A 21,530-nucleotide genomic window follows, 5' to 3' on the forward strand; every position below is an offset into this window, starting at 1 on the left:
GGAAGGCGTCATTGACGCATTGCGAAGATTTCGCCTAATAATCCGGTCGATATCCGCGCGGTCGTCGCTCTCCATCAGGTCATTCCCGTATGAACAAGGTCTATCCGGACGCCAAATCCGCCCTTGCTGGCCTCCTCAAGGACGGCATGACCATCATGTCGGGTGGGTTTGGCCTTTGCGGCATCGCGGAAACCCTGTCCGACGCCATTCGCGAGTCGGGGGTGAAGAATCTCACCGTGATCTCCAACAATGCCGGCGTCGACGGTATTGGCCTGAGCCGGTTGCTCGAGACGCGGCAGATCAAGAAGATGATCTCGTCCTATGTCGGCGAGAATAAGCTGTTCGCCCAGCAATATCTGGCCGGCGAGCTGGAGCTGGAATTCTGCCCGCAGGGCACCTTGGCCGAGCGCATCCGCGCCGGCGGCGCCGGCATCCCGGCCTTCTTCACCAAGACCGGCGTCGGCACGCTGGTCGCCGAGGGCAAGGAGGTGCGCGAGTTCGACGGCGAGAAATATCTGATGGAGCGCGGCCTGTTCGCGGACATCGCGATCGTGCACGCCTGGAAGGGCGACACCGCCGGCAACCTCGTCTACCGGAAGACCGCGCGCAACTTCAATCCGATGATGGCCACGGCGGCCAAGGTCACGGTTGCGGAGGTCGAGCATCTGCTGCCGGCCGGCCAGATCGACCCCGACCACATCCACACGCCCGGCATCTTCGTGAAACGCATCATCCAGGTCGGCACCGCGCTCAAGCGCATCGAGCAGCGAACCGTCCGCAAACGTGAGCCCGCTGCTGCAGCCGGGGAGGAAGTCTGATGGCCTGGACGCGAGAGCAGATGGCGGCGCGCGCCGCCAAGGAGCTGCGGGACGGCTATTACGTCAATCTCGGCATCGGCATTCCGACGCTGGTCTCGAACTACATTCCGCCGGGTGTCGACGTGGCGCTGCAGAGCGAGAACGGCATGCTCGGCATGGGTCCGTTCCCCTATGAAGGCGAAGAGGATCCCGACCTGATCAATGCCGGCAAGCAGACCGTCACCGAGCTGCCGATCACCAGCTACTTCTCCTCGGCGGATTCGTTCGCGATGGTTCGCGGCGGCCACATCGACCTGTCGATCCTCGGCGCCATGCAGGTGGCGCAGAATGGCGACCTCGCCAACTGGATGATCCCGGGCAAGATGGTCAAGGGCATGGGCGGGGCGATGGACCTCGTCGCCGGCGTCAAGCGCGTGGTCGTCGTGATGGAGCACAGTGCCAAGGACGGCCCGAAGCTGCTGAAGTCCTGCAACCTGCCGCTGACGGGCGAGCGCGTGGTCGACATGGTCGTGACCGATCTTGCGGTGTTCACGATCGACAAGCACGGCAATGACGGCATGGCCCTGATCGAGCTTGCCGACGGCGTGACGCTCGACGAGGTCAAGGCGAAGACCGAAGCCGAATTCCGGGTCGCGCTGAAGAACAGCTGAGGCGCAACTACCAGCGCCGGCACAGGATCTCCGCGACCTTGACCGCCAGGCGGCACGCTTCATTGCGTGCCGGGTGCGCGGGAGCCTGCGGCGTGATCTCCGCCAGGCTCTGGATGACCAGACAGGGCACGCCGCGGCTGAGGCCGATCAGTCCCATCACATAGGCGGTGTCATCGGCGGCAAGGGCGCCGGGAAACGCCGTCGAAATCTCGGCGTCCATGCCGTCGCCATCGCGCGTCACCGTCATCCCTTCGAAGAACACTCCGATCTCGTCGAGCATGGTTGCCGCCGATTCATGCGCGAGGCGGTAGAGCTCGGGATCGGCAGGAATGATCATGCCCCCGTCATTCGGAAATGGCTCGGCAATGCTGAGCGCGTCCCGCATCTTGATCTGGATCCGGAACGGCGCCACCGAGGTCGCGATGACGAGATTGCCCGGCCCGGCGCCGACATAGCGCGGTCCCTGCGAGGCTTGCGCAAGCGAGGGGCCGAGCGCGTGCGCCCGTCCCGGCATGATCAGCCATCGTGCGCCATGCTCCTCGATCGCAACCGCCGCGGCGCTCGCGACCTCGGTCATCGACCGCCCCAGGCAGATCACGGCATGGAAGCAGGAATGCCTGATGATCGCGCGCGCCGCGTTGCGCTGCTCGATCAGCGTCCCCGGACCCATCGCCTGGATGAGGGCTTCGATGTCTTCGGGCGTCTCGACGAGGAAGCCGATCGTATGCGCTTTTGCGTGGAGGAAGCGCAGTGCATCGAGCATCGCGTTGATGCTGGCTTTTTCGCGATCATCGAGCTGCGCCCATAGCGCCTCGAGCACGTCCAGCGAGGCCTCGATGTTGGCGCCGATCACGCCCTGGCCGAGCGGGCGGCCGGGCGTCTCGCCGCGATACAGCTCTTCCAATGCCTGCAGCACGGTTCGGCGGTCCTTGACCGCACAGGCCCCCTGCAGGACGCGTGCGAGAACCTGGGTGCGCTTGCTTGCATCGAGCGGCACCGCCAGCCAGGCAAAATCGGCGAGTTCGGCCGCCTGTTCGCTCGCAGCGCGCTGGAATTCGCCGACCACCTGGCCGTAGTGCCAGCTGAGCTGCCATGGCGTCACCTGCCGGCCGCGATATCTGCCACGCTCGATGCGTTCGAGGGCTTGCGCCTGTAATTCGTTGCGCAGATCGGGGTCGAAGCCCGATGCGCGCGTATCGAGCAGGTGATGGGCGCGCGTCGCGATCGCCGGACCGAACCATTCATGCTCGGGGTCGCCGGACGAAAGCCCGCTCGGCATGCGGATGTGAACGGTCCTGCGGAATTGGTCCAGCTCGCGTCTGGCCACCTGCGTCGCGGTGGCCGAGACCTTCTGCACTTCGCAGAACGCGTCGACGACGCTGGCCCAGTCCCAGAAATCGTCGCCGTAGAACGGAACGCGATATTGGCGGCTTGCGACGATCCGCACACAGATCTCTTCGATGGCCGGCGCCACGCGGGTGAGAATGTCCTGGCGTGCCAGCGCTGGATCCGCGAGACATTGGTGGACGATGCGCGCGGCGTTCGCATTCACCACGTGCCAGTCCTTGGCGGCGAATTTCGGCGCCGTCCGCAGATATTCCAGCGCGTCGACGAGGCAACGTCCGGCCAGCGCGCGTGGCGAATTGTCGTCGAACCAGCTGGTGTTGCCGATCCCGTATCCGTGCAGATCGGACGTGAAGAAGACCGGCGGATGTCGAGAAACCACACTCGCCTCCTGGTCCGCTCATCGCGTCTCTCAACAACGATTGTGTAACGTTTGTACCTCGATTGTCGCAACCAAAAGTTGATTTGGCGTGACTGTCATTTGTGCCAGTGTCAGCGCACCGTCACACATGGCGTATTGGACGAGCAGGCTTGCGGTTGCGGGCTTCGTCGTCAGGCGCGCATGGCGTTGATCAACCGGCTGAGCCGCTGCGCCACACCTCGGCTCCACGCCGGCTGTTCGCGGACTAGCCGGAAGCCCAGATTGGTCGGCGGCGTGCCCGCGGCGCAACCGCCGGCGCGAGCGTCGCGAATGAAATCGGTCACGTAGGCCCGGTGTGCGCCTTCGGCCAGGCGGACGCCGCAGTTGTTGACGGTCTTGATGACGCGACCGGCACTATCCTGCACCTTGCGCGTGAAGCAAGTCGAGGTCCACTCCCAGACATTGCCCGCCAGATCGGCTACGCCGTGTTCGTTGGTGCCGAAACCGCCGAAGCTTCGCGTCTTGGGATCGTCGGGCAGGGCGGCTTCCCGTTCGTAGCGGGCGATCCAGCGCCGCGACGGATCGGCGTCATCGACAGAGACGCCATCGTCCTTGAAGCGGCTTCCCGCCGCATGAGCCCACTCTGCGTCAGTCGGCAGGCGATAGCTATCCCCAGTCGTGTGCGAGAGCCATTCGGCGTAGGCCACGGCGTCGAGCCAGCTCACCTGCACGGCCGGACGATCGATGGCGACGGCAACATCGCGGTCGAGTGCGCGGCAGGCGCGGGCTTCGACGCAGGCCTGATAGTCGGCGGCGCTGACCTGGTTGGTCATGATCGTCAGCGGGCGATCGAAGCGGACCGTCATGGTCGGAGCCTCGGCCTGGCGGCCGTTGCGCAGATGATCGCCGGAATCGCGATAGCTGAGCATCCCCGGCGCGATCTCGCTCAGGGCCGGACCTACGATAGGAATGGCCGGGCTTTGCAGCCCTGTGATGATCGGCGTCATCGCCGCAGGGCCAGCCAGTCCGACGATGCAGGCAAAGGTGAGTTTGATCTTGAAAGCGAGAAGCATGGCAGCACGCTCGAAGAGAGCGGGGGCCGGACAGGCCGGCCCCCTGAGCCGATCAGTTGGTCGAGCCGGTCGGAATGTCCGCCGGGGCCTTCACCTGCGTCATCAGGTCGTCGTTCCATTTGCCTTCGACCTTGAAATGCGCGGTTGCGCCGAGATTGGCCGCCTCGATCAGGTTATGAGTGACGTAGGCGTAGATGCCGGGCTGCAGGAATTTGTAGAGCGCGGCACCGGCCGAGCCACCACGGATGAACCAGGTCTCGAGCCCGGTTTCAGGCGCGTTGGAGAACTTGCCGGTCTCCCACACATAGTCGCCGTGGCCGCCGATCAGATGCGGACGGCTGTCGCGGTTGGCCTGCGAATGCACGATCAGGACGTTCTCGCCGACATTGGCGGTGAGCGCATTCTTGCCGGTGAGCGCGCCGGCCTTGCCATTGAACACCACATGGGTCGGCGTGAGCTTGCGCATGACCTCCTCGGTGTCGCTATAGGCCTCGCCGGGCGAATCATAGGACTTGAAGTTGCCCTTCTCGTCGCGCGGAACGTAGAGGTCCTGCTCGCCGATGTAGTAGACGCGGTCGTAGCGCAGCGCATGGCCGTGACCGTCATTGAGACCGTCGCGCGGCAGCACCATCACGGCGCCGTTCATGCCGGAGACGACGTGCCAGGGGATCATCGGACCACCCGGGGCGCAGTGATAGACGAACACGCCGGTTCGCGTTGCCTTCCAGCGCAGCACGACCTGCTCACCCGGATTGACCAGGGTCAGCGCAGCGCCCCCGAGCGCGCCGGTCGCAGAATGGAAATCGATGTTGTGCGGCATCGTGTTGGTCGCCGGATTGACCAGCGTCACCTCGACATAGTCGCCTTCGTGGACCACCATCAGCGGGCCCGGCATCGAGCCGTTGAAGGTCATGGCCTGGAAGGTGGTGCCCTTCTCGTCGATCACCATCTTCTTCTCCTGGACCACGAGCTTGAACTCCATGATCTTCGGACCCTGCTTGGTGGCCTGCTCATGCGCATGCACGAACGGTGGGGCGACCAGATCGACCGTCTGGCGCGGCAGCTTGAGGTCCTCGGCAACAGCGGGAGCCGCAAGCATCATCGCGGCGATGGCTGCACTGAGCAGGGCGGTGCGGCGGGTCAACATGGATCGCTCCTTCGTTTGGATCTGTTGTATGCCGCGATCAGCATGCGCTCGTTGGAACCAGGTCTGTTTGTGCTGCAACAAGCAATCTCGCGTTTGCGAAATCGGCCGCCGGACTCGAGGTGGTCCGCACCGAGGCACATGATCGCGCCGCCGCTGCTGCAACGGTCGCAGCCGCAGAATGCTTCGTGAAATTCGGAGAGGAGAGAAAGCGGGCGGTCTGCGCGGACAATCCGCGTGATCTGTCCGTGCGCCGTTGAACCGGCCGTCGTCGAGGTATGGCGGGATGCTACGGCTTTACTAATGGAAAAGGAGAGCGGCCAATAAGGTCTGACAAGTTCGTTAGCTCAGCCAGCGCACGGCCAGCAGCACGACGAAAGCCACTCCGGCTGCGATGCAAAACACCGTGGTCATGAACATTGCGATATTGCCCAGCAGGCCGGTCGGCCCGGACTCGTCGCGAAAGGATTCGAAGCCGTCGGATTGGGGAATATGGCCGCGGACGTTGGAGACGAGAGCAAAGACACGGATCAGCAGTCCCAGAGCATCCATTGCAGGTCCCTCAAATCATCACTTGATGATGATCGAAAATCGACCGGCCACTTTGATGAAGCGCAAAGTCCGGGGCGAAAGCCCGCGTTCTACTGACATCGACGGGGCATCTGCCGGCCGTGCCTTGAGGAAGCTCAAGGCCGTCCTCCTTGCCTCGTGTCACAGACAGCCGAACATAAGGTGGACAGGCAGGACATGAGACCCGATCTTGCGGCATGCTACGGACAGGAGCGCCTCCCGCGCTACACCAGCTATCCCACGGCGCCGCATTTCTCGGCTGCGGTGGGCGCATCGACCTATGCGCAGTGGCTGCGCGCGATCCCGACGAATGCGACGGCATCGCTGTACCTGCATGTCCCGTTCTGCCGTTCGATGTGCTGGTATTGCGGCTGCAACACCATGGTTGCCAAGCGCGACGAGCCGATCGCGGTCTATGAATCTGCGCTTCGCTGCGAAATCGACATGGTGGCGCGTCAGATCGGCCGACGGCTTCAGGTCGGGCATATTCATTTCGGCGGCGGCACGCCCACCATCATGGCGCCGGACTCGTTCGTCGATCTCGTCGGATCGCTGCGACATTCGTTCTTCGTGCTTCCTTCAGCAGAGATTGCCATCGAGATCGATCCGCGCACGCTGACGCCGGCGATGATCGACGCGCTGGGAGTGAGCGGGGTCAACCGCGCGAGCCTGGGCGTTCAGAGCTTCGATCCGCGGGTGCAGCAGGCCATCAACCGGGTGCAGAGCTTCGAGCAGACCGCAGCGGCCACCAATGGGCTGCGTCGGGCCGGCGTTGCCGGGATCAATTTCGACCTGATCTACGGGCTGCCGCATCAGAGCGTGGCGTCTTGTCTGGACACCGTCCGGCGCGCCCTCGAGCTGCGTCCGGACAGGCTCTCCGTGTTCGGCTATGCGCATGTCCCGTCCTTCAAGACGCACCAGCGCAAGATCCAGGACTCCGCGTTGCCGGACAGCCTGGAGCGTTACGATCAGGCCTGCGCAATTGCCGACTCCCTGAAGGAGGCCGGCTACGTCCAGATCGGGCTGGACCATTTTGCGCTACCGACTGATCCGATGACCGTCGCCTTCCGCGAGGGCCGGCTACACCGCAATTTCCAGGGCTACACGACCGATGCCAACGATCTCTTGATCGGCTTTGGCGCTTCGGCCATCGGCCAGTTGCCGCAAGGCTATGTCCAGAATGCGCCTCAGGTTCGCGCCTATGAAGAGAAGATTGCAGCGGGCAGCCTGGCCACGGTCAAGGGCTATGGCCTGACCGATGATGACCGCCTGCGGGCTGACATCATCGAGCGCATCATGTGCGACTACGGCGTCGACCTCGATGTCATCTGCGGCCGGCACGGCATGGGTGCCGACGAGATGCTGAGGTCGGCACCGCGGCTGCAGTCGTTGATTTCCGACGGGGTCGTCGAGCTCAACGGCAGCGCATTGGCGGTGACCGAGCATTCCCGGTTCCTGGTGCGAAGTGTGGCCGCGGCGTTCGACGCGCATCTCGATGCGTCGAAACAGCTGCACAGCCGGGCGGTCTAGCCCGGCAGACCTGATCTCATGCCGTGATACTTGCGCGCGGTGCTTGTGCCGCGACAAAGACGGCCGCGGACGTGCTCGCTACCATTCGCTCTGGAATGGAGGCGCGCATGCAAATCTCCTTTGATGAACTGGTCGACGACGTCATGCGGCGAAGGCCGGAGACGATCCACGTCTTTCTCGCCTTCCAGATGCGCTGCGTCGGCTGCCCTATCGCCTGCTTTCACAACGTCGCGGACGCCTGCCGCGAGCATAGCGTCGATCCCGACGCGTTCCTGTCGGCGCTGTGTGCCTGCACGTGATCAGGATCGAGAGGTCGTCGTGTCCCCCGAGCCTTGCTCGGCCAGCAGCACGATCTTGTGCGGTTCGCGCAGCACGATCTTCTGACGGCCGCTTTCGACGAGACCGAGCTGCTCCCAGGCTGAGAGAATGCGGCTCACCGTGTGCAGCGTCGTTCCGGTCATCTGCGCAATGTCCTGCCGGCTGATTGGAAAGTCGATCTGCACGCCGTGATCGAGCTTGCGGCCGGCCTGGTTGGCGAGCCTAAGCAGCGCATGCGCGATGCGCTGCTCGACCTGCTGCGTGGACATCTCGATCACGCGCGCATGCGTTTCCTGCAAACGCTGGCCGATGGTCTGTAACGTATTTGCGCCGAGTGACGGGAACCTGGCGACGAGGCGCGGCCATGCGGCGGATGGCCAGGCCAGCACGATGCTGTCGTCGACGGCAGTGGCCGTTGCCGGATAATGCTGGAGGCCGATCGCAGGCGCGACGCCGAACGTGTCGCCGGGCACGACGTAGCGGACCACGATCTGGTCGCCCGTCGGCGTCGTCTTGCTGGCGCGGACATGGCCGTGGAGCAGAAGGAAGAACGAGGTCGCATCGGCGCCCTGCTCGAACACCGCGCCGTTGCGGGCCACGCGAATGGACCGGGCCTCGCGCAACACGTCCGTGAGATCTTCGGCGGAAAGGCCCGCAAACAGCGGCAGATGCGCGACCAGCGAACGGTCGATGGAAGCCATGATGTTCTCCGCGGCAAGGCGTGCCGGATCGGGCCGCTCAATAGCACGTTTTTGCGAACCATCGGAAGTTTGTGCTGGCGCAATACCTCCATCCCCACACCCAACTACACGTAGCGAGAGGCGCCGTGCCCGGCGCGGTTCCCGTCGTCAGAGCGAGCATGCACATGGCCATTCCACGCAACTATCAGGGCTGGACCGTCCTCGCCAACGGTTTCCGGCCGTTCTTTCTGCTCGGTGCGATCCAGGCCGCGCTGGCGATCCTGATCTGGCTCCCGGCCTTTTACGGCGAGCTGAAGCTGAGCTCGGCTTTCGCCCCACGCGACTGGCACGTGCACGAGATGCTCTACGGCTATCTGCCCGCCATCGTCACCGGCTTCCTGTTTACGGCGATTCCGAACTGGACCGGACGCCTGCCGATCCGCGGGCTGCCTTTGGCGACGCTCGTGACGGTATGGCTGGCCGGGCGGATGGCCGTGACCTTGTCCGCGTTCGGACCCTGGTGGGCCGCGCTGCTGATCGATGCGAGCTTTCTGCTGCTGGTGGTGCTGGCGGCGGCGCGCGAGATCGCCGCGGGCCGGAACTGGCACAATCTGCCGGTGGTCGCGATCGTCGCAGTGCTGTGTGCCGGCAACGTCGCGTTCCATGTCGAGGTCCATCTGCGCGGTTCGGCGGACTATGCCATCCGCACCGGCGTCGCCGTGATCGTGCTGCTGCTCGCGCTGATCGGCGGCCGCATCACGCCGAGCTTCACCCGCAACTGGCTGGTCAAGCACAATCCCGGCCGGTTGCCGGTGCCGTTCGGCCGCTTCGACATGGCCGTCGTGCTGTTCAGCGCGCTGAGCCTGCTCGGCTGGATCGTGGCGCCGGATAGCGCCCCGATCGGGCTGGCGCTCGCTGCAGCGGGCGGCCTGCACGTCGTGAGACTGGCGCGCTGGGCCGGCGATCGTACGCTGCGTGAGCGGCTGCTGGCGATCCTGCACATCGGCTATGCCTTCGTGCCGCTCGGCTTCCTGCTCAATGCGGCCGCGAGCTTCGGTTGGGTTCTGCCGAGCGCCGGATTGCATGCCTGGATGACCGGGGCTGCCGGCGTCACGACGCTGGCGGTGATGACACGCGCCACGCTCGGCCATACCGGCCAGGCGCTGACGGCCTCGATCGCGACGCAGACGATCTATCTGGCGATCGTCGTCGCCGCGCTGACGCGCATCTGTGCGGTGTTGGCGCCGGCCTACGCCGAGGCCCTGCTGCATGTCGCGGCGTTCGCCTGGATCATCGCATTCGCCGGCTTTGCGCTGGCTTTCGGGCCGTTGCTGCTCGGTCTCAAGCTGCGTGCCCTGGCGGTGCGTCGCCCAGGCGCGGCTCAGCCCGTGCTCTGATTGCGCGCGACCGCCCGCGAGAACACGACTTCCAGCAGCGTGCCGGATTTCGGCGCCGCCTTGACGTGGAATTGCGCGCGGTTGGCTTCGACGAGCGCCTTGGTGAGCGACAGGCTGAGACCCGATCCGTCGGCGGACTGCTCGGCAGCCGCCGGTGTGCGGAACGGTTCGAGCGCCGCGGCCATGGCCTGATCGTTCAGCCCATGCCCGGTGTCGCGCACGCGCAGCACCACCTCGCCGAAATCAGACGTCGCCGTGGACACGATGACCTGGCCGCCGGGATTGGCGAGCGAGATCGATGCGGAGATCAGGTTCATGGCGATCTGGCGCAGCGCCCTGGCGTCGGCGACGACCGGAGCAAGCGTTTGCGACAGGGAGGTACGGATGATGATGCGCGCGCGGTTGGCCTGTGGCTGCATCACTGCGACGCAGCTCTCCACCAGTTCGTTGAGGTTCTGGCTGGTGAAGGCGAGCTCGAGCTTGCCGGTCTCGATGCGTGATAGTTCGAGCAGGTCGTCGATCAGCGACACCACGCGTTCGCCCGAGGTGCGGATGTCCTTCATGTATTCGGCGTAGCGGGTGTTGCCGAGCGTGCCGAAGCGCTCGCCGATCATCACCTCGGCAAAGCCGATGATCGCGTTGAGCGGCGCGCGCACCTCATGGCTGATCCGCGCCAGCATGTCGGCCTTGGCGCTGGCAGCCCGGTCGGCGACGCGGCGGGCCTGCAGCAGCTCGCTTTCGCCGCGGCGCAGCTGCGACAGATCGCGGAACACGGCAAAGAAATTCGGACCGTCGGTCCTGGTCCGGCCGATCGTCATCGACAACGGGATCACGCCGCCCTGGGCCAGTTTGCCCAGCACCTCGTGGCCTTGACCCAGCAGGCCCGACGCACCGGCCTGCTGAACGCCGTCGAGATATTCAAGCACGAGGCGGGCGCTCTCCGGCGCGAACAGCTCGATCAGATTTCGGCGCACCAGGGCTGCGCCGTCATATCCGAACAGCACCTCGGCGCTGCGATTGCAGGCGTGGATGTTGCCACCGGCATCGAACAGGAGGATGCCCTCGGCAGTGACATCGAGGATGGTGGCAAGGTCTTCAGCCTCCGCATGACCGGGAACGGCAGGCGGTGCGACGACGAGCGGCGGCGGTGCGGCCGGTGTCGTTGCCATTGCAGGCGCAGCTTCAATAGTTGGGGCCAGCACTGCAGCTGGACCAGGCGTCGGCGCGAAGATCAGCGCATGCGCGCTGTCGCCGTCCCAGGTGATCGTGAACAGGCGCGCTTCGGCCTTCACCTCCTCGCTGGAGGAGCCGTCCGCCGCCGAGATCGTCACCGGCGTGCCGGCTTCGGACTTGCTGGACGACGATGAAACGCCGGGCTCGACATACAGTGCATCAAGGCCGCCGGCCTGTTCCAGCGCCGCCAGGTCGGCATAGCCCATCTGCTTGAAGAAGGCGGGATTGCCGTACAGCAACCGATCGAGCCGGTAGATCAACATGCCGGTCGGCAACAGGTCCAGCAGGATGCGGTCACGCTGGCTGTCGCCCTGGGGCGGCGGCGCTTCGGGCGTCAGCCATTCGGTCTGGAGCGCGATGCCGCGATCGCCGGTAATGTCGGCGGTTGCCGATGGATCCTGGTGCGGCGGGTCGAACGGGTCGCTCACGCGCGAAGCCGGTTCGGGCGCCGAGCTGCCGGCGTCCGCCGCCGAATTGCGGATTTCACCTTCGAGCCGGGCCGATAGCTGGCGCGCAAGTTCATGAAACGCATTGTTCTCCACCGGCGTGAGCGCCGGATGCTTGGTTTCCCCTGGGGCGCGGAACGGAACAACGTTGCCGGTCGCTTCGAGTCCCATGCCATCGATGTGGGGCGCTTCTTGCGCAATGGAAGCGTCACGCGCCGGCACTGTAGTGTTGTCCTGCCGCGGCGGCACATCTGCGGCCGGCGCAAGGTCGGATTGAGCAGGGTCGGTTGCACAGAATTGCGGAGCTTCCCCGGTCGCCGCATCGGCCGAGGCCGCGCGCCTGTCCAGCCGGTCCATGGCGTCGAGATCGCGGCAGACGCCGAAGCCATGATACCCGGCATAGCTCTTGTCCTCGGTGAAGACAGGCAGGCCCGACAACTCGATCGCGAGCCGCTCGCCGCCGGCGGCAGGCCAGGTGACGATGAGGCCGCTCCAGGTCTCTCGAGTCTCGACTGCAGTAGCAACGCGCCCTTCGGGATCGAGTTCGAGGGCGACGGCCAGGTCGTGCCAGCGACGGCCGAGTTGAGCCGCGCTGTGGTCGCCGATCAGACGTGTGAACGCGTCGGACCCGAGCGTGAACCGCCCCTCGGCGTCCATCTGCCACGAAAAGCGCAGCGGATGGCGGCGGCCCGCGTCGGTGTCGCCGGCCTCGACCCCGCCGACGTCGTCCTCGTGCGGCATCGGTCGTGCCGTGGCTGCAGTGACGGACTCCTGGCTGGACGAAGTCTGCAGCGGAGCGGCATCGGAGGGAGGCGTATCGGTCGTGGTCTGCAGCACCGGCGCGAGAGGTTCGAACAGCCCGGCTTCGGCCGGCTCATCGATCAGCAGGAATTCGGCGGGCGCTTCGTTCGACAGCGCGGGGGCTTCATAGTCGGTGTGGCGTTCGGTCATTGCGTCCATCGGAGGAGGAGGCGGAGTCTCGGCCGCATCGGCGTGGATCGTATCCACGCGGGGGAATGATGCCGGGGCGGCATCGGCGGTCGGCTCTGCGTCAGGTGTCGGCGCCGGGGTTGGCGCGTCGATCTCTTCGGGCAGGATGGGTAACGGTACGGCGACCAGCCCGACCTGGTTGCCGCTGCCGATACGATAGAGCGCAACGCGCGCGGCTCCGAACGTCACCGCGGCCATACCCTCGGCAAGAGCCGTCCGGCGCGCTTCGGCAAAGCCGGATTCGCTCAGATCCTGCATGCCGAACAGGCGGCGGCCGGCTGCGCTGATGCCGGCGAACTGGCCGTCCTGGGTGAACGCGATCAGTGCATGCCCGCTGCTTTCCACGAGACGCGTCAGACGTTCGGGCCAGGCGAAGCCGCGCCCACCGGCGTCGGTGCTGGTGATCAACACCGCGCGCGTGCCGTCCGGCAGGTCGATTCTTGCGCAGCCGCAGGTCGCGAGCGTGCCGAGCGGCGCGCCGAAGCCGCGCAGGCGTTCGAGCCGGAGCGCGCCATTCTCAGGCAATTGTCGTCCCAGCTGGGCGATCTGGCGGCGATGCGAATCGGCCGGGCCGAATGTCTTCGCGACCAGGGCCGCTGCAGTGGCGGCACCGAGGGCGCGCGCACCGATCGCATTGGCCCACAGCACCCGGCTGCCATCGGCCGACCAGAGCCACGCCGGCAGGCTGCCCGCGGCATGGACGGCCAGCCGGGGGTCGCTCAGAACCTGCAATTCGAGATCGGCGTTGTTCATGTGGCGACGGTGGTGAACGGCTCTTGTGTTGATCGGGGCCGGAAGGGCAGCGTTAAGAATTCGTTACTATCGCGCGTTTTGAGGGCGGAGGTCCACGGCCCGGCCGTGGGGCGGTCCTGCTAAAGCTTGGATAACCTTAATGTGTTCCCGCCGGGCCATTTGCGGGCAAAATCAGCGGCACGAGCCCGGGGCTCGCGCGTTGCAATGCGGACCTGGGCGATCGGGTCGCAAAGCCGGCCGAACGGCCCAAGCGGGCTGGACGGTGGCGGCCAGCCGGACCGATGTTTGGCAGCCGCCGCTGCGAGATTAAGATAAGCCATCAGCAGGCGGCGATCGTCGCTGCAGGTCCTTGAAGCGTGACCGGGGCCAGAGCTCGAAATATCAATTACTGGTTGTGTAATGGCTCCTGCTAGATCGAGCGTGCGACAAAGAGTTCCTGATTTTGGAATTTCCGTTGCATTGCACAAAATTGACACGATATAGCTCTACGCGAGGTTGTTACCTCCCAGGGGCGGTTCCTCTGCGTGATCCGAAGTGACTTCCCGGTGCCGGGACGGTCCAGTCTCAATTATTTCCAAGGATGCATGCCATGACCAATGCCACCGATCCTTTCTCCGCGTCGATCATTCCGTTCGAGGTTCCCGAACAGGTGCGCGCGTTCGCCGAGAAGGGCGTATCGCAGGCCCGTGAGAACTACGCCAAGTTCAAGGACGCCGCAGAGACCCACAATTCGGCCGTCGAGGCCTTCTTCGCGAATGCCAGCAAGGGCGCCGGCGCCTATTCGTCCAAGGTCATGGAGTTCACGAAGGCCAATACGACGGCTTCGCTGGACTTCGCCCAGGAGCTGTTCGGCGTGAAGTCGCCGTCGGAAGCGATGGAGCTGTGGACGGGCTTCGTCCGTAAGCAGGTCGAGACGTTCACGGTTCAGGCCAAGGAGCTCGGCGAGCTCGGCCAGAAGGTCGCGACCGAGACGGTCGAGCCGATCAAGGCGAGCGCCACGAAGCTGTTCAAGCCGGCTGCCTGAGCTGGCCGGACGTCGGCCGCGCGCGGCACGTCGTGCGCCGGCTGAACGGCGGACGTTTCATTCAGGGCCCGGGCGCGACGCGTCCGGGTTCGATGCTTTTAGGGGCGCTTTTTCGGTCGTCCGGGGAGCTAGCTCAGAGCGGTGCTAAAAACGCCGGCATGGCGGCAGACTTTATCCGTTCTCGGCCTTGCCAAATTCGCCCGTTGCACCTAGTTTCCGGCGCGTTCGGACCCCCCTTGGCGGGACGGTCCCATGGCGGATGCAGTTGTAGCTCAGTTGGTTAGAGCGCCTGTCTGTGGAACAGGAGGTCGGTGGTTCGAGCCCACCCAACTGTACCATGCGCCGAACGATCGCCATCCCCCTCCGCAAGCCCACTCGTCTGATCGTCGACGCCCTGTCGCGTGTCGCTCATGGCTGCGCCTCGCGGTTCGAATCGTGCGCCATGGCGACGTCTCGCTTATGTCTTTGCACCGTGCCGTGCGTGCGCCGCGCTTTCGTCGCGGACGCCTGATCCCGATCTCCGTATTTCGACGGATATATCGACGGCGCGTCCGTTCGCTTTCAGTCCGCGCAGCTGGATGAGTAACGCGGCGGGACGCCGTTGCTTGCGAATCCGACCTCCTTCACTCACTATTTGCGGCAATGAGGGGAGGGGACAATGAGAGGGATGGATCTCAATCCATGCATCGCTGCCGTCCTGATCGTGACAGCCGCGCTGTTAGCGCCCGTAGCGGCACGGGCCTACACGGCCGAGCAGGAGCAGGCGTGCACGAGCGATGCCTTCCGGCTTTGTAGTTCCGACATTCCCGATGTCGATCGCGTCACCGCATGCATGGTCCGTCGCAAGGCTGAGCTGTCGCCGCCGTGTCGTGCTCAGTTCGGGCCGGAGCCGCGCCGGGCTGCGTCATCCGGACGCGCGCAACGGCCGATGAGCATCCGCCCCGCCAGCAAGACGCCGGTCACTGCACGGGCCGCCAAGACGAAGAAGTCGACGCGGCCGGACGCGACCTGAGCAACACCTGTTGCCGCATTCGACGGCATTCGGAACGAGCGTGATCAGTGGACGCGTTTCGTTCGCGTCTCGATGCGCAGCCTCAACATGCAAATGCGCTCGGAGAAGACCGGATGTTGTCGAGCAATGCGGTCGATCTGCTGCTTTTGCTGTTTCGGTGTGACTCAAAAACCAATGCGTTTCAGCAATCAGGAGTTACGTCTTATCAATCGCTAAATTTATCTTCCGCGAATCAGTGCGGTGATTCATTTTCGCGGCCGGGGTCAATCTGGAGGCCAAGTGATGAACGTTATTGTTTTCGCATCGCGTAAGGGCGGTTCAGGCAAGAGCACCCTGGCCGCCCATCTCGCTGCGCAGATCAAGTCGAGCAAGTCCTGTCTGCTGATCGATGCCGACCCCCAGGGGTCGCTGACGCTCTGGCACAAGCTGCGCGGCACCAACGAGCCGCCGATCAAGACCGCCGTGAACTCGGTGAGCGCGATCGTGTCCGCCGCTCGCCGCGACGGCGTCGAGTGGGTGCTGATCGATACGCCGCCGACCGTGTCGGCGGTCGTCGAAGATGCGATCAAGAACGCGACCATGGTGATCATCCCGGCGCGCCCCGGTGTGTTCGACGTCAACGCGGTCCAGGAGACGATCCAGACCTGCCGCTCCGCGCGCAAGCCTTATGCGGTCGTCCTCAATGGCGCGCCGGCGCGCCGCGACGATGCCGAGAGCCCGATCGTCACCATCGCCCGCGAGGCGCTGGCCAAGTTCAAGGCGCCGGTGTGGGGTGGACAGATCACCAACCGCGCCGATCTGCTGATGGCACTGGGGCAGGGCGAAGGTGTGCGTGAATATTACGCCGAAGGCCGCGCCGCGGCTGAGATCGCGCGTCTGTGGGCTGCGATCGAGCGTTCGGTGAGGGCGATTCGCGGCACGGTGTCCGCCAACGGCGCCATGCACAAGCAGGCAGCCTGATCTCAAAATCCTGTCGCCACGCACGCGCGGTTCTCCGCGCGTTTTCGTGCGCGGTCGGTTCGTCGCCAAGCCGCCCGGTGGGGCCGCGCAGCGACGTCAGGCGATCATCAGCAGATAGAAGGCGATCGCCGGCGTCAGGGTCAGGATCACGGACCAGATCCCGACCGCCCATAGAATATCTTCGACGCTGAACCCAGGCTGTTCTGGGTATGGATGATCCTGCAAAGCCACGACGCCCCCGTGCTTTTGACGTTTTCAACATCCATAGCGGAACATCTTTAAACACGAGGTTGCGGACTGCGCCGCATTTGAGCGCGCCTGGTAGCTCGGATTAACCACGCAAGTCCGGTCTCGGTGTTGGCAGTGGTCGCGTCGCCGGCTCCGTCGTCGCGATCGGGACGAGTCGGAGCCGGCGATCGCGTTGGCGACGGTTCAGGCGACGCGGCTCTGCGCCGCTGCCGTCCGGCGCTCGATCTCCTTATCCAGTCGCGCGGCGAGTGCGGCGCCGACCTCGACCATCGGCAGGCGCACCTCGGGGCTTGCAATCACGCCGGTGCGCGCCAGCCAGTACTTCGCCGGGGCAGGGCTCGGCTCGGTGAACAGCAGCCGCGTGAGATCCTCGACCTCGGTCCAGCACGCCGCCGCGGCGTCGTGTCGGCCCGCCCTCACATGCTGCAGGATCGCGGCAAACGTCTCGGTCTCCAGATGTGCTGAAAGCAGGATGGCCCCTTCGGCGCCGGCCTGCAGGGCGTCGAAGCTCTGGGCGTCTTCACCGGTCAGGAGGCGGAAGCCTGCCGGCTTGCGCGCGATGAGATCCCGGGTCTGCATGCGGTTAGCGCAGCAATCCTTGAGGCCTGCGATGGCGGGATGCTCGGCGAGCTGCAGCAGCGTCTCGTTGTCGAGCCCGACGGCCGAGCGATAGGGAATGTTGTAGAGCACGATCGGGTGCGTGGTGCGCTCGGCCAATGCGGTGAAATGCGCCAGCAGGCCGCGCTGCGACGGACGGACGTAAGGCGGGCTCGAGATCAGATAGAAGTCGATCGGCCAGGATGCGGTTCGGTCGAGCGCCTCGATCAGATCGGCCGTCGCGACGCCGCCGACGCCGAGACAGATCGGCAGCGGTCGGCCTGTCGCTGCGAGTTCGTCACGGACCACGCCGACCAGGCGCGCGCGCTCGTCCCATGACAAGGCCAGTCCTTCGCCTGACGTCGCGCCGAGCATCAGCCCATCGATCGGCCGGGCGGCGTAGTGTCGAATCAGATTGCGCAAGGATGGCTCGTCGAGCGCGCCGTCGCGAAACGGCGTGATCAGCGGCAGCCAGAGTCCTTGCAGTCGCGTTCGAGGGTCGGTCATGGTCCATCTCCTTGGGGAATTGCCGGAGACGGGACATGAAAAAACCCCGTCCTTGCGGCGGGGCTTGGTGATGCGGCGGCGAAACTTTTGAGAGCTTCTAACGCACGCGTCCACACATCCCCGGGAGGGGTGCTTTTTTCGACGACAGCTTCGCGTGCGAAAAGGTGGACATGCGATCTACATGCGCAATGCTGCCGATGCTGTCAACGCTGCATCGGCAGTGACGGGAAACAACCGGCAAAAAAGAAGCCGGGCCCAATGAGCCCGGCTGGAGGTATTGGCCAACGCGGCCGACACAATCACCTTCCAAGAAGGATTTCTGAGCGCTTGCGCCGCTGGAGGAGGGGGGACAATGCGCAACGCCAACGCTCAGCACACCAAGAGTATGAGCTTCGATGCGGCCCTCCAGCAACCATGCGGGCCGCATGTCAGACATGCACAATCTCAAGCCGGCCAGCGCTGCGCTTTGCTCACGACAAAGTCACGGAACACCTGCACGCGCGCCACCGTCTTCAATTCCTCGGGATAGACGAAGTAGGTGTCGAGCTGAATCGAGTCGGACTCGCCGAACAACTGCACGAGGCGGCTGTTCTCTTCGACGAGGTAGTCGGGCAGCGCGGCGATGCCGAGGCCCTGCTGGCAGGCGCGGACGAGGCCGAGAATGTTGTTGACCCGGAAATAGGCCTCGCGCGGGCCGGAGCCGTTGCGGCCGGCATCGACCAGCCAGCTGCGGTTCTGCAGGTGCGGCGCGACCTGGCCGTCGGCGAGCATGATGATGCGATGATCGTCGAGCTCGTCCAGAGTCCGCGGCGTGCCGAAGCGCTTCACATATTCCGGTGAGCAATAAGCGTGGAAGCTGATCGCGAACAGCTTGCGCTGGATCAGGTCAGGCTGGGTCGGCTTGCGGGTGCGGATCGCAACGTCGGCCTCGCGCATCGACAAATCGAGCTCTTCGTCGGTGACGATCAGCGAGATCCGGATCTCCGGATACAGCGCGGTGAATTCGCCGAGCCGCGGAATCAGCCAGTTGATGCCGACGCCGGGCGTGGTCGTGATCTTCAGGTCGCCGCTCGGCCGCTCGCGGCTGTCGGTGAGCTTGGCCCGCGCCGCCTGCAGCTGCATGAAGACGTCATGCGCGGTGCGGAACAACAGGTCGCCCTGCTCGGTGAGGATCAGGCCGCGGGCGTGGCGATGGAATAGCGAGACCGCCAGCTCTTGTTCGAGCGCGCTGACCTGGCGCGACACTGCCGATTGCGACAGCCCGAGCTGCTCCCCGGCATGCGTGAAGCTCCCCGCTTCCGCCGCTGCGTGAAACACCTTCAGCTTGTCCCAATCCATGTCCTTAAATCCATCCCGTGATCGTGGCATCGTCAGTTCATTCCGCCGCGGCGCGTTCGCTCGCAGCGTGGGCGAGGAAGCGTTCGGCTTCGAGGGCGGCCATGCAGCCCATGCCGGCCGCGGTGATCGCCTGCCGGTAGGTTTCGTCGGCGACGTCGCCGGCGGCAAACACACCGGGGACGGAGGTCGCGGTCGTGCCCGGAACCACCTCGACGTAACCGGAAGGTTTCAGTTTGAGCTGGCCGGCGACCAGCTCCGTTGCCGGTGCATGGCCGATCGCGACGAACACGCCGTCGGCGGGCAGCTCGGAGACGGCGCCTGTCTTGACGTTCTTGAGCCGGACATGCGTCACCTTGGACGGCGCGCTGCCGCCGCAGATCTCGTCCAGCGCGCTGTCCCACACCACCTTGATCTTGGGGTGCTTGAACAGCCGCTCCTGCAGGATGCGCTCGGCGCGGAAATGATCGCGCCGATGCACGACCGTCACCGTCGAGGCGAAGTTGGTCAGGAACAGCGCCTCCTCGACCGCGGTGTTGCCGCCGCCGACCACCACGACCTCCTTGCCGCGATAGAAGAAGCCGTCGCAGGTGGCGCAGGCGGAGACGCCAAAGCCCTTGAAGGTTTCCTCCGACGGCAGTCCCAGCCAGCGCGCCTGCGCGCCCGTGGCCAGGATGACCGTCTCCGCGAGATAGATGTCGCCGGAGTCGCAGGTCAGGCGAAACGGACGCTGTCCCAGCTCGAGCTTGGTCACCAGGTCGGTCTTGATCTGGGCGCCGACATGCGTCGCCTGCTTCTCCATCTGCTCCATCAGCCAGGGGCCCTGGATGACGTCGGCAAAACCCGGATAGTTCTCGACGTCGGTCGTGATCGTGAGCTGGCCGCCCGGCTGGATGCCCTGGATCAGCACCGGCTCCAGCATAGCCCGTGCCGCGTAGATCGCCGCCGTGTAGCCTGCGGGGCCGGACCCGATGATGACGACTTTGGCATGGATCGGAGCTTGCATGGGGCCGATAACTCGCTCGAAAAGGGAGGATTGACGACGTAGCGAGCGGATTGCGCGGAAGAAACGCCCCGAAGCCCCATCGAAAATGTCAAATCCAAGTCTAAGCCATCTGGCCAGCCATGCAAGAATTGCAACGCATCTCGGCGAATTTTCCCTTCACGAGCCGGTCAACAGGGGAAATCTTGAGTAATAAAATTGCGCAAATTGGCCGGGTTGCGCTAAGAGAGTTGCCATCCGCCCGGGGGCACGCCTCCCGCATGTTCCCGCCAGACCCCCGCTCCCCGTGTCCAAAAATCTTGACGAGATCGATCTCAAAATTCTGAGCGAAATCCAGGCCGATGGCAGGATCACCAATGTCGAGCTCGCCAAGCGGGTCGGCATTTCGCCGCCGCCATGCCTGCGGCGGGTCCGGACCCTGGAAGAGGAAGGCTACATCACCGGCTACCGGGGCCTGCTCGATCCCCGCAAGCTCGGCTTCGACGTGACCGTGTTCGCCTCGGTCCACCTGTCGAGCCAGGCCGATGCCGACCTGAAGGCGTTCGAGGAGTTCGTGCGGTCGGAGCCGCTGGTCCGGGAATGCTGGATGCTCTCGGGCGAGGTCGACTTCATCCTGAAATGCGTGGCGCCGGACATGGCGACGTTTCAGGAGTTCGTGACGCATCTGACGGCGGCGCCCCATGTGCGCAACGTCAGGACCTCGCTGGTGCTGCACAACTCCAAATACGAAGCGGCCGTGCCGCTCGAGGTCAAGGGGCGGAGCTAAGCCCCTTGGAGATCATTCTTGAAGATCATTCTTGGAGGTCATTCCGGGGCAGCCCCCACAGGGGCTGAACCCGGAATCTCGAGATCGTCTCGCCAGCTCTGGATTCCGGGTTCGGTGCTGTCGCATCGGCCCGGAATGACGATGCAGAGCGTCGAAGCTCAGCTTTTCTTCCGCAGCATCGCGTCCAGGCTGATCGGGCCGCCGCCGGCCGTCGCCAGGTACAGGCAGGAGAAGCAGAATGCGATCGCCGCGGTGCCGTTGTTCAGGAGCGGCAGCCATACCGGCTCGCCCGTCTTGAACATGTGGCCCATGAAGTAGGCGAAGGCCATCTCGCCAGCCAGGATGAACGCGACGGGCCGAGTGAGCAGGCCGACCATCAGCAACGCGCCAAGCACCAGCTCGATCATGCCAGCCGTGTAGATCAGCGGCGGAATGTTGGCGAAGTACGGGATGACAGGAAACTTGAAGATCTTGGCCACGCCGTATTGAAACAACAGCAGGCCGGTGATGAAGCGAAACAGGCTGAGTGCAGCCGGTTGCCATTTCGAGAGCATCTGCTCCATGTGTGATCGTCCCCCAACAGAAAACCATGATGCGACGATGGCCGGATCGGTCGTTGCCGCCCCGCTCGTCGCCCCAGATTTAGCTGATTGCCGGAACTGCGTCACCGGCATGTGTCGTGACATCAGATGAATTGGGCGTGTACTGCCGAAGTGGTGCCCTTTCGCCGCCGTGCAACCGCGGAAACGACAAAGGGCCGCGCCCTGGCG

Annotated in this window: 20 protein-coding genes and 1 tRNA gene; 10 read left to right on the forward strand and 11 right to left on the reverse strand. The window is 64.8% G+C overall.

The features are described 5' to 3' along the window. The first annotated feature begins 89 nt into the window (after nucleotides 1-89). Both S58_RS06575 and S58_RS06580 read left to right on the forward strand, forming a co-directional pair. A complete protein-coding gene (locus S58_RS06575; protein WP_015664476.1) occupies nucleotides 90-818 on the forward strand; it encodes a CoA transferase subunit A in 729 nt (242 codons plus the stop codon). Beyond that, nucleotides 818-1,468, forward strand: coding sequence for a CoA transferase subunit B (locus S58_RS06580; RefSeq protein WP_015664477.1), 651 nt, complete (start codon nucleotides 818-820; stop codon nucleotides 1,466-1,468). The genes S58_RS06575 and S58_RS06580 overlap by 1 nt, the downstream gene beginning before the upstream one ends. Nucleotides 1,469-1,475: 7 nt before the next feature. Here S58_RS06580 and S58_RS06585 read toward each other — a convergent pair whose 3' ends face one another. The 4 genes from S58_RS06585 to S58_RS06600 form a co-directional block, all read right to left on the reverse strand. Further along, on the reverse strand, nucleotides 1,476-3,194 hold the full coding sequence (locus S58_RS06585; protein WP_015664478.1) for a nucleoside phosphorylase-I family protein: 1,719 nt from the start codon (nucleotides 3,192-3,194) through the stop codon (nucleotides 1,476-1,478). A 170-nt stretch (nucleotides 3,195-3,364) separates the two neighbouring features. Beyond that, a complete protein-coding gene (locus S58_RS06590) occupies nucleotides 3,365-4,246 on the reverse strand; it encodes an SUMF1/EgtB/PvdO family nonheme iron enzyme (RefSeq protein WP_015664479.1) in 882 nt (293 codons plus the stop codon). A 52-nt stretch (nucleotides 4,247-4,298) separates the two neighbouring features. Next, nucleotides 4,299-5,393, reverse strand: a complete 1,095-nt coding sequence (nirK, locus tag S58_RS06595) for a copper-containing nitrite reductase (protein ID WP_015664480.1) — start codon at nucleotides 5,391-5,393, stop codon at nucleotides 4,299-4,301. A gap of 339 nt (nucleotides 5,394-5,732) precedes the next feature. Continuing rightward, entirely contained in the window at nucleotides 5,733-5,942 is a 210-nt protein-coding gene (locus S58_RS06600) for a hypothetical protein (protein ID WP_015664481.1), read from the reverse strand. A gap of 195 nt (nucleotides 5,943-6,137) precedes the next feature. Here S58_RS06600 and hemN point away from each other — a divergent pair, with 195 nt between their 5' ends. Next, nucleotides 6,138-7,490, forward strand: coding sequence for an oxygen-independent coproporphyrinogen III oxidase (gene hemN, locus S58_RS06605; protein WP_015664482.1), 1,353 nt, complete (start codon nucleotides 6,138-6,140; stop codon nucleotides 7,488-7,490). Nucleotides 7,491-7,597: 107 nt separating this feature from the next. Continuing rightward, nucleotides 7,598-7,789 carry a DUF1858 domain-containing protein gene (locus S58_RS06610; protein WP_042340596.1) on the forward strand — a complete coding sequence of 64 codons (192 nt, stop codon included), beginning with the start codon at nucleotides 7,598-7,600 and terminating at the stop codon, nucleotides 7,787-7,789. Here the strand turns inward: S58_RS06610 and S58_RS06615 are convergent, their stop codons facing one another. Continuing rightward, nucleotides 7,790-8,509, reverse strand: a complete 720-nt coding sequence (locus S58_RS06615) for a Crp/Fnr family transcriptional regulator (protein ID WP_015664484.1) — start codon at nucleotides 8,507-8,509, stop codon at nucleotides 7,790-7,792. Between the two features lie 164 nt (nucleotides 8,510-8,673). Here S58_RS06615 and S58_RS06620 point away from each other — a divergent pair, with 164 nt between their 5' ends. Further along, the gene (locus tag S58_RS06620; RefSeq protein WP_083938515.1) at nucleotides 8,674-9,885 is read left to right on the forward strand and encodes an NnrS family protein; all 1,212 of its coding nucleotides are present in this window, start codon (nucleotides 8,674-8,676) and stop codon (nucleotides 9,883-9,885) included. Here S58_RS06620 and S58_RS06625 read toward each other — a convergent pair. Then, nucleotides 9,870-13,307, reverse strand: a complete 3,438-nt coding sequence (locus S58_RS06625) for a PAS domain S-box protein (protein WP_015664486.1) — start codon at nucleotides 13,305-13,307, stop codon at nucleotides 9,870-9,872. The genes S58_RS06620 and S58_RS06625 overlap by 16 nt on opposite strands. Before the next feature lie 589 nt (nucleotides 13,308-13,896). On the opposite strand from S58_RS06625, the gene S58_RS06630 reads away from it, so the two are divergent. From S58_RS06630 to S58_RS06645, 4 genes are all read left to right on the forward strand, one after another. After that, complete coding sequence (locus tag S58_RS06630) at nucleotides 13,897-14,331, forward strand: phasin (RefSeq protein WP_015664487.1); 435 nt, start codon at nucleotides 13,897-13,899, stop codon at nucleotides 14,329-14,331. A gap of 261 nt (nucleotides 14,332-14,592) precedes the next feature. Then, nucleotides 14,593-14,669, forward strand: a tRNA-His gene (locus S58_RS06635). Nucleotides 14,670-14,989: 320 nt separating this feature from the next. Beyond that, the gene (locus S58_RS06640) at nucleotides 14,990-15,343 is read left to right on the forward strand and encodes a hypothetical protein (protein ID WP_015664488.1); all 354 of its coding nucleotides are present in this window, start codon (nucleotides 14,990-14,992) and stop codon (nucleotides 15,341-15,343) included. 282 nt (nucleotides 15,344-15,625) lie between these two features. Then, the gene (locus S58_RS06645) at nucleotides 15,626-16,303 is read left to right on the forward strand and encodes a ParA family protein (protein WP_015664489.1); all 678 of its coding nucleotides are present in this window, start codon (nucleotides 15,626-15,628) and stop codon (nucleotides 16,301-16,303) included. A 96-nt stretch (nucleotides 16,304-16,399) separates the two neighbouring features. On the opposite strand, the gene S58_RS39290 is transcribed toward S58_RS06645, so the two are convergent. The 4 genes from S58_RS39290 to trxB form a co-directional block, all read right to left on the reverse strand. Then, nucleotides 16,400-16,534 (reverse strand): hypothetical protein, encoded by a 135-nt coding sequence (locus tag S58_RS39290; protein ID WP_277996605.1) that lies wholly within the window; start codon nucleotides 16,532-16,534, stop codon nucleotides 16,400-16,402. A 201-nt stretch (nucleotides 16,535-16,735) separates the two neighbouring features. Then, nucleotides 16,736-17,656: a 4-hydroxy-tetrahydrodipicolinate synthase family protein gene (locus S58_RS06650; protein ID WP_015664490.1), complete on the reverse strand. Its 921-nt coding sequence runs from the start codon at nucleotides 17,654-17,656 to the stop codon at nucleotides 16,736-16,738. A 444-nt stretch (nucleotides 17,657-18,100) separates the two neighbouring features. Beyond that, complete coding sequence (locus S58_RS06655; RefSeq protein ID WP_042338881.1) at nucleotides 18,101-19,024, reverse strand: LysR family transcriptional regulator; 924 nt, start codon at nucleotides 19,022-19,024, stop codon at nucleotides 18,101-18,103. Nucleotides 19,025-19,031: 7 nt separating this feature from the next. Continuing rightward, nucleotides 19,032-19,997 (reverse strand): thioredoxin-disulfide reductase, encoded by a 966-nt coding sequence (gene trxB / locus S58_RS06660; protein WP_015664492.1) that lies wholly within the window; start codon nucleotides 19,995-19,997, stop codon nucleotides 19,032-19,034. Nucleotides 19,998-20,280: 283 nt separating this feature from the next. Between trxB and S58_RS06665 the strand changes: the two genes are divergently transcribed. Beyond that, on the forward strand, nucleotides 20,281-20,760 hold the full coding sequence (locus tag S58_RS06665; protein WP_015664493.1) for an Lrp/AsnC family transcriptional regulator: 480 nt from the start codon (nucleotides 20,281-20,283) through the stop codon (nucleotides 20,758-20,760). A gap of 158 nt (nucleotides 20,761-20,918) precedes the next feature. Here the strand turns inward: S58_RS06665 and S58_RS06670 are convergent, their stop codons facing one another. Then, nucleotides 20,919-21,323 carry a DoxX family protein gene (locus S58_RS06670; protein WP_015664494.1) on the reverse strand — a complete coding sequence of 135 codons (405 nt, stop codon included), beginning with the start codon at nucleotides 21,321-21,323 and terminating at the stop codon, nucleotides 20,919-20,921. Between the last annotated feature and the right edge of the window lie 207 nt (nucleotides 21,324-21,530).

Source organism: Bradyrhizobium oligotrophicum S58 (genome assembly GCF_000344805.1).
GTDB classification, from domain to species: domain Bacteria; phylum Pseudomonadota; class Alphaproteobacteria; order Rhizobiales; family Xanthobacteraceae; genus Bradyrhizobium; species Bradyrhizobium oligotrophicum.

Bases quoted from the DNA above. Each gene is read 5' to 3' on its own strand.
- S58_RS06650 (WP_015664490.1), bottom strand. From the start codon at position 17,656: ATGACCGACCCTCGAACGCGACTGCAAGGACTCTGGCTGCCGCTGATC.
- nirK (WP_015664480.1), bottom strand. From the start codon at position 5,393: ATGTTGACCCGCCGCACCGCCCTGCTCAGTGCAGCCATCGCCGCGATG.
- hemN (WP_015664482.1), top strand. From the start codon at position 6,138: ATGAGACCCGATCTTGCGGCATGCTACGGACAGGAGCGCCTCCCGCGC.
- S58_RS06600 (WP_015664481.1), bottom strand. From the start codon at position 5,942: ATGGATGCTCTGGGACTGCTGATCCGTGTCTTTGCTCTCGTCTCCAAC.
- trxB (WP_015664492.1), bottom strand. From the start codon at position 19,997: ATGCAAGCTCCGATCCATGCCAAAGTCGTCATCATCGGGTCCGGCCCC.
- S58_RS06575 (WP_015664476.1), top strand. From the start codon at position 90: ATGAACAAGGTCTATCCGGACGCCAAATCCGCCCTTGCTGGCCTCCTC.
- S58_RS06670 (WP_015664494.1), bottom strand. From the start codon at position 21,323: ATGGAGCAGATGCTCTCGAAATGGCAACCGGCTGCACTCAGCCTGTTT.
- S58_RS06655 (WP_042338881.1), bottom strand. From the start codon at position 19,024: ATGCCACGATCACGGGATGGATTTAAGGACATGGATTGGGACAAGCTG.
- S58_RS06615 (WP_015664484.1), bottom strand. From the start codon at position 8,509: ATGGCTTCCATCGACCGTTCGCTGGTCGCGCATCTGCCGCTGTTTGCG.
- S58_RS06580 (WP_015664477.1), top strand. From the start codon at position 818: ATGGCCTGGACGCGAGAGCAGATGGCGGCGCGCGCCGCCAAGGAGCTG.
- S58_RS06640 (WP_015664488.1), top strand. From the start codon at position 14,990: ATGAGAGGGATGGATCTCAATCCATGCATCGCTGCCGTCCTGATCGTG.
- S58_RS06590 (WP_015664479.1), bottom strand. From the start codon at position 4,246: ATGCTTCTCGCTTTCAAGATCAAACTCACCTTTGCCTGCATCGTCGGA.
- S58_RS06610 (WP_042340596.1), top strand. From the start codon at position 7,598: ATGCAAATCTCCTTTGATGAACTGGTCGACGACGTCATGCGGCGAAGG.
- S58_RS06625 (WP_015664486.1), bottom strand. From the start codon at position 13,307: ATGAACAACGCCGATCTCGAATTGCAGGTTCTGAGCGACCCCCGGCTG.
- S58_RS06645 (WP_015664489.1), top strand. From the start codon at position 15,626: ATGAACGTTATTGTTTTCGCATCGCGTAAGGGCGGTTCAGGCAAGAGC.
- S58_RS06630 (WP_015664487.1), top strand. From the start codon at position 13,897: ATGACCAATGCCACCGATCCTTTCTCCGCGTCGATCATTCCGTTCGAG.
- S58_RS06620 (WP_083938515.1), top strand. From the start codon at position 8,674: ATGGCCATTCCACGCAACTATCAGGGCTGGACCGTCCTCGCCAACGGT.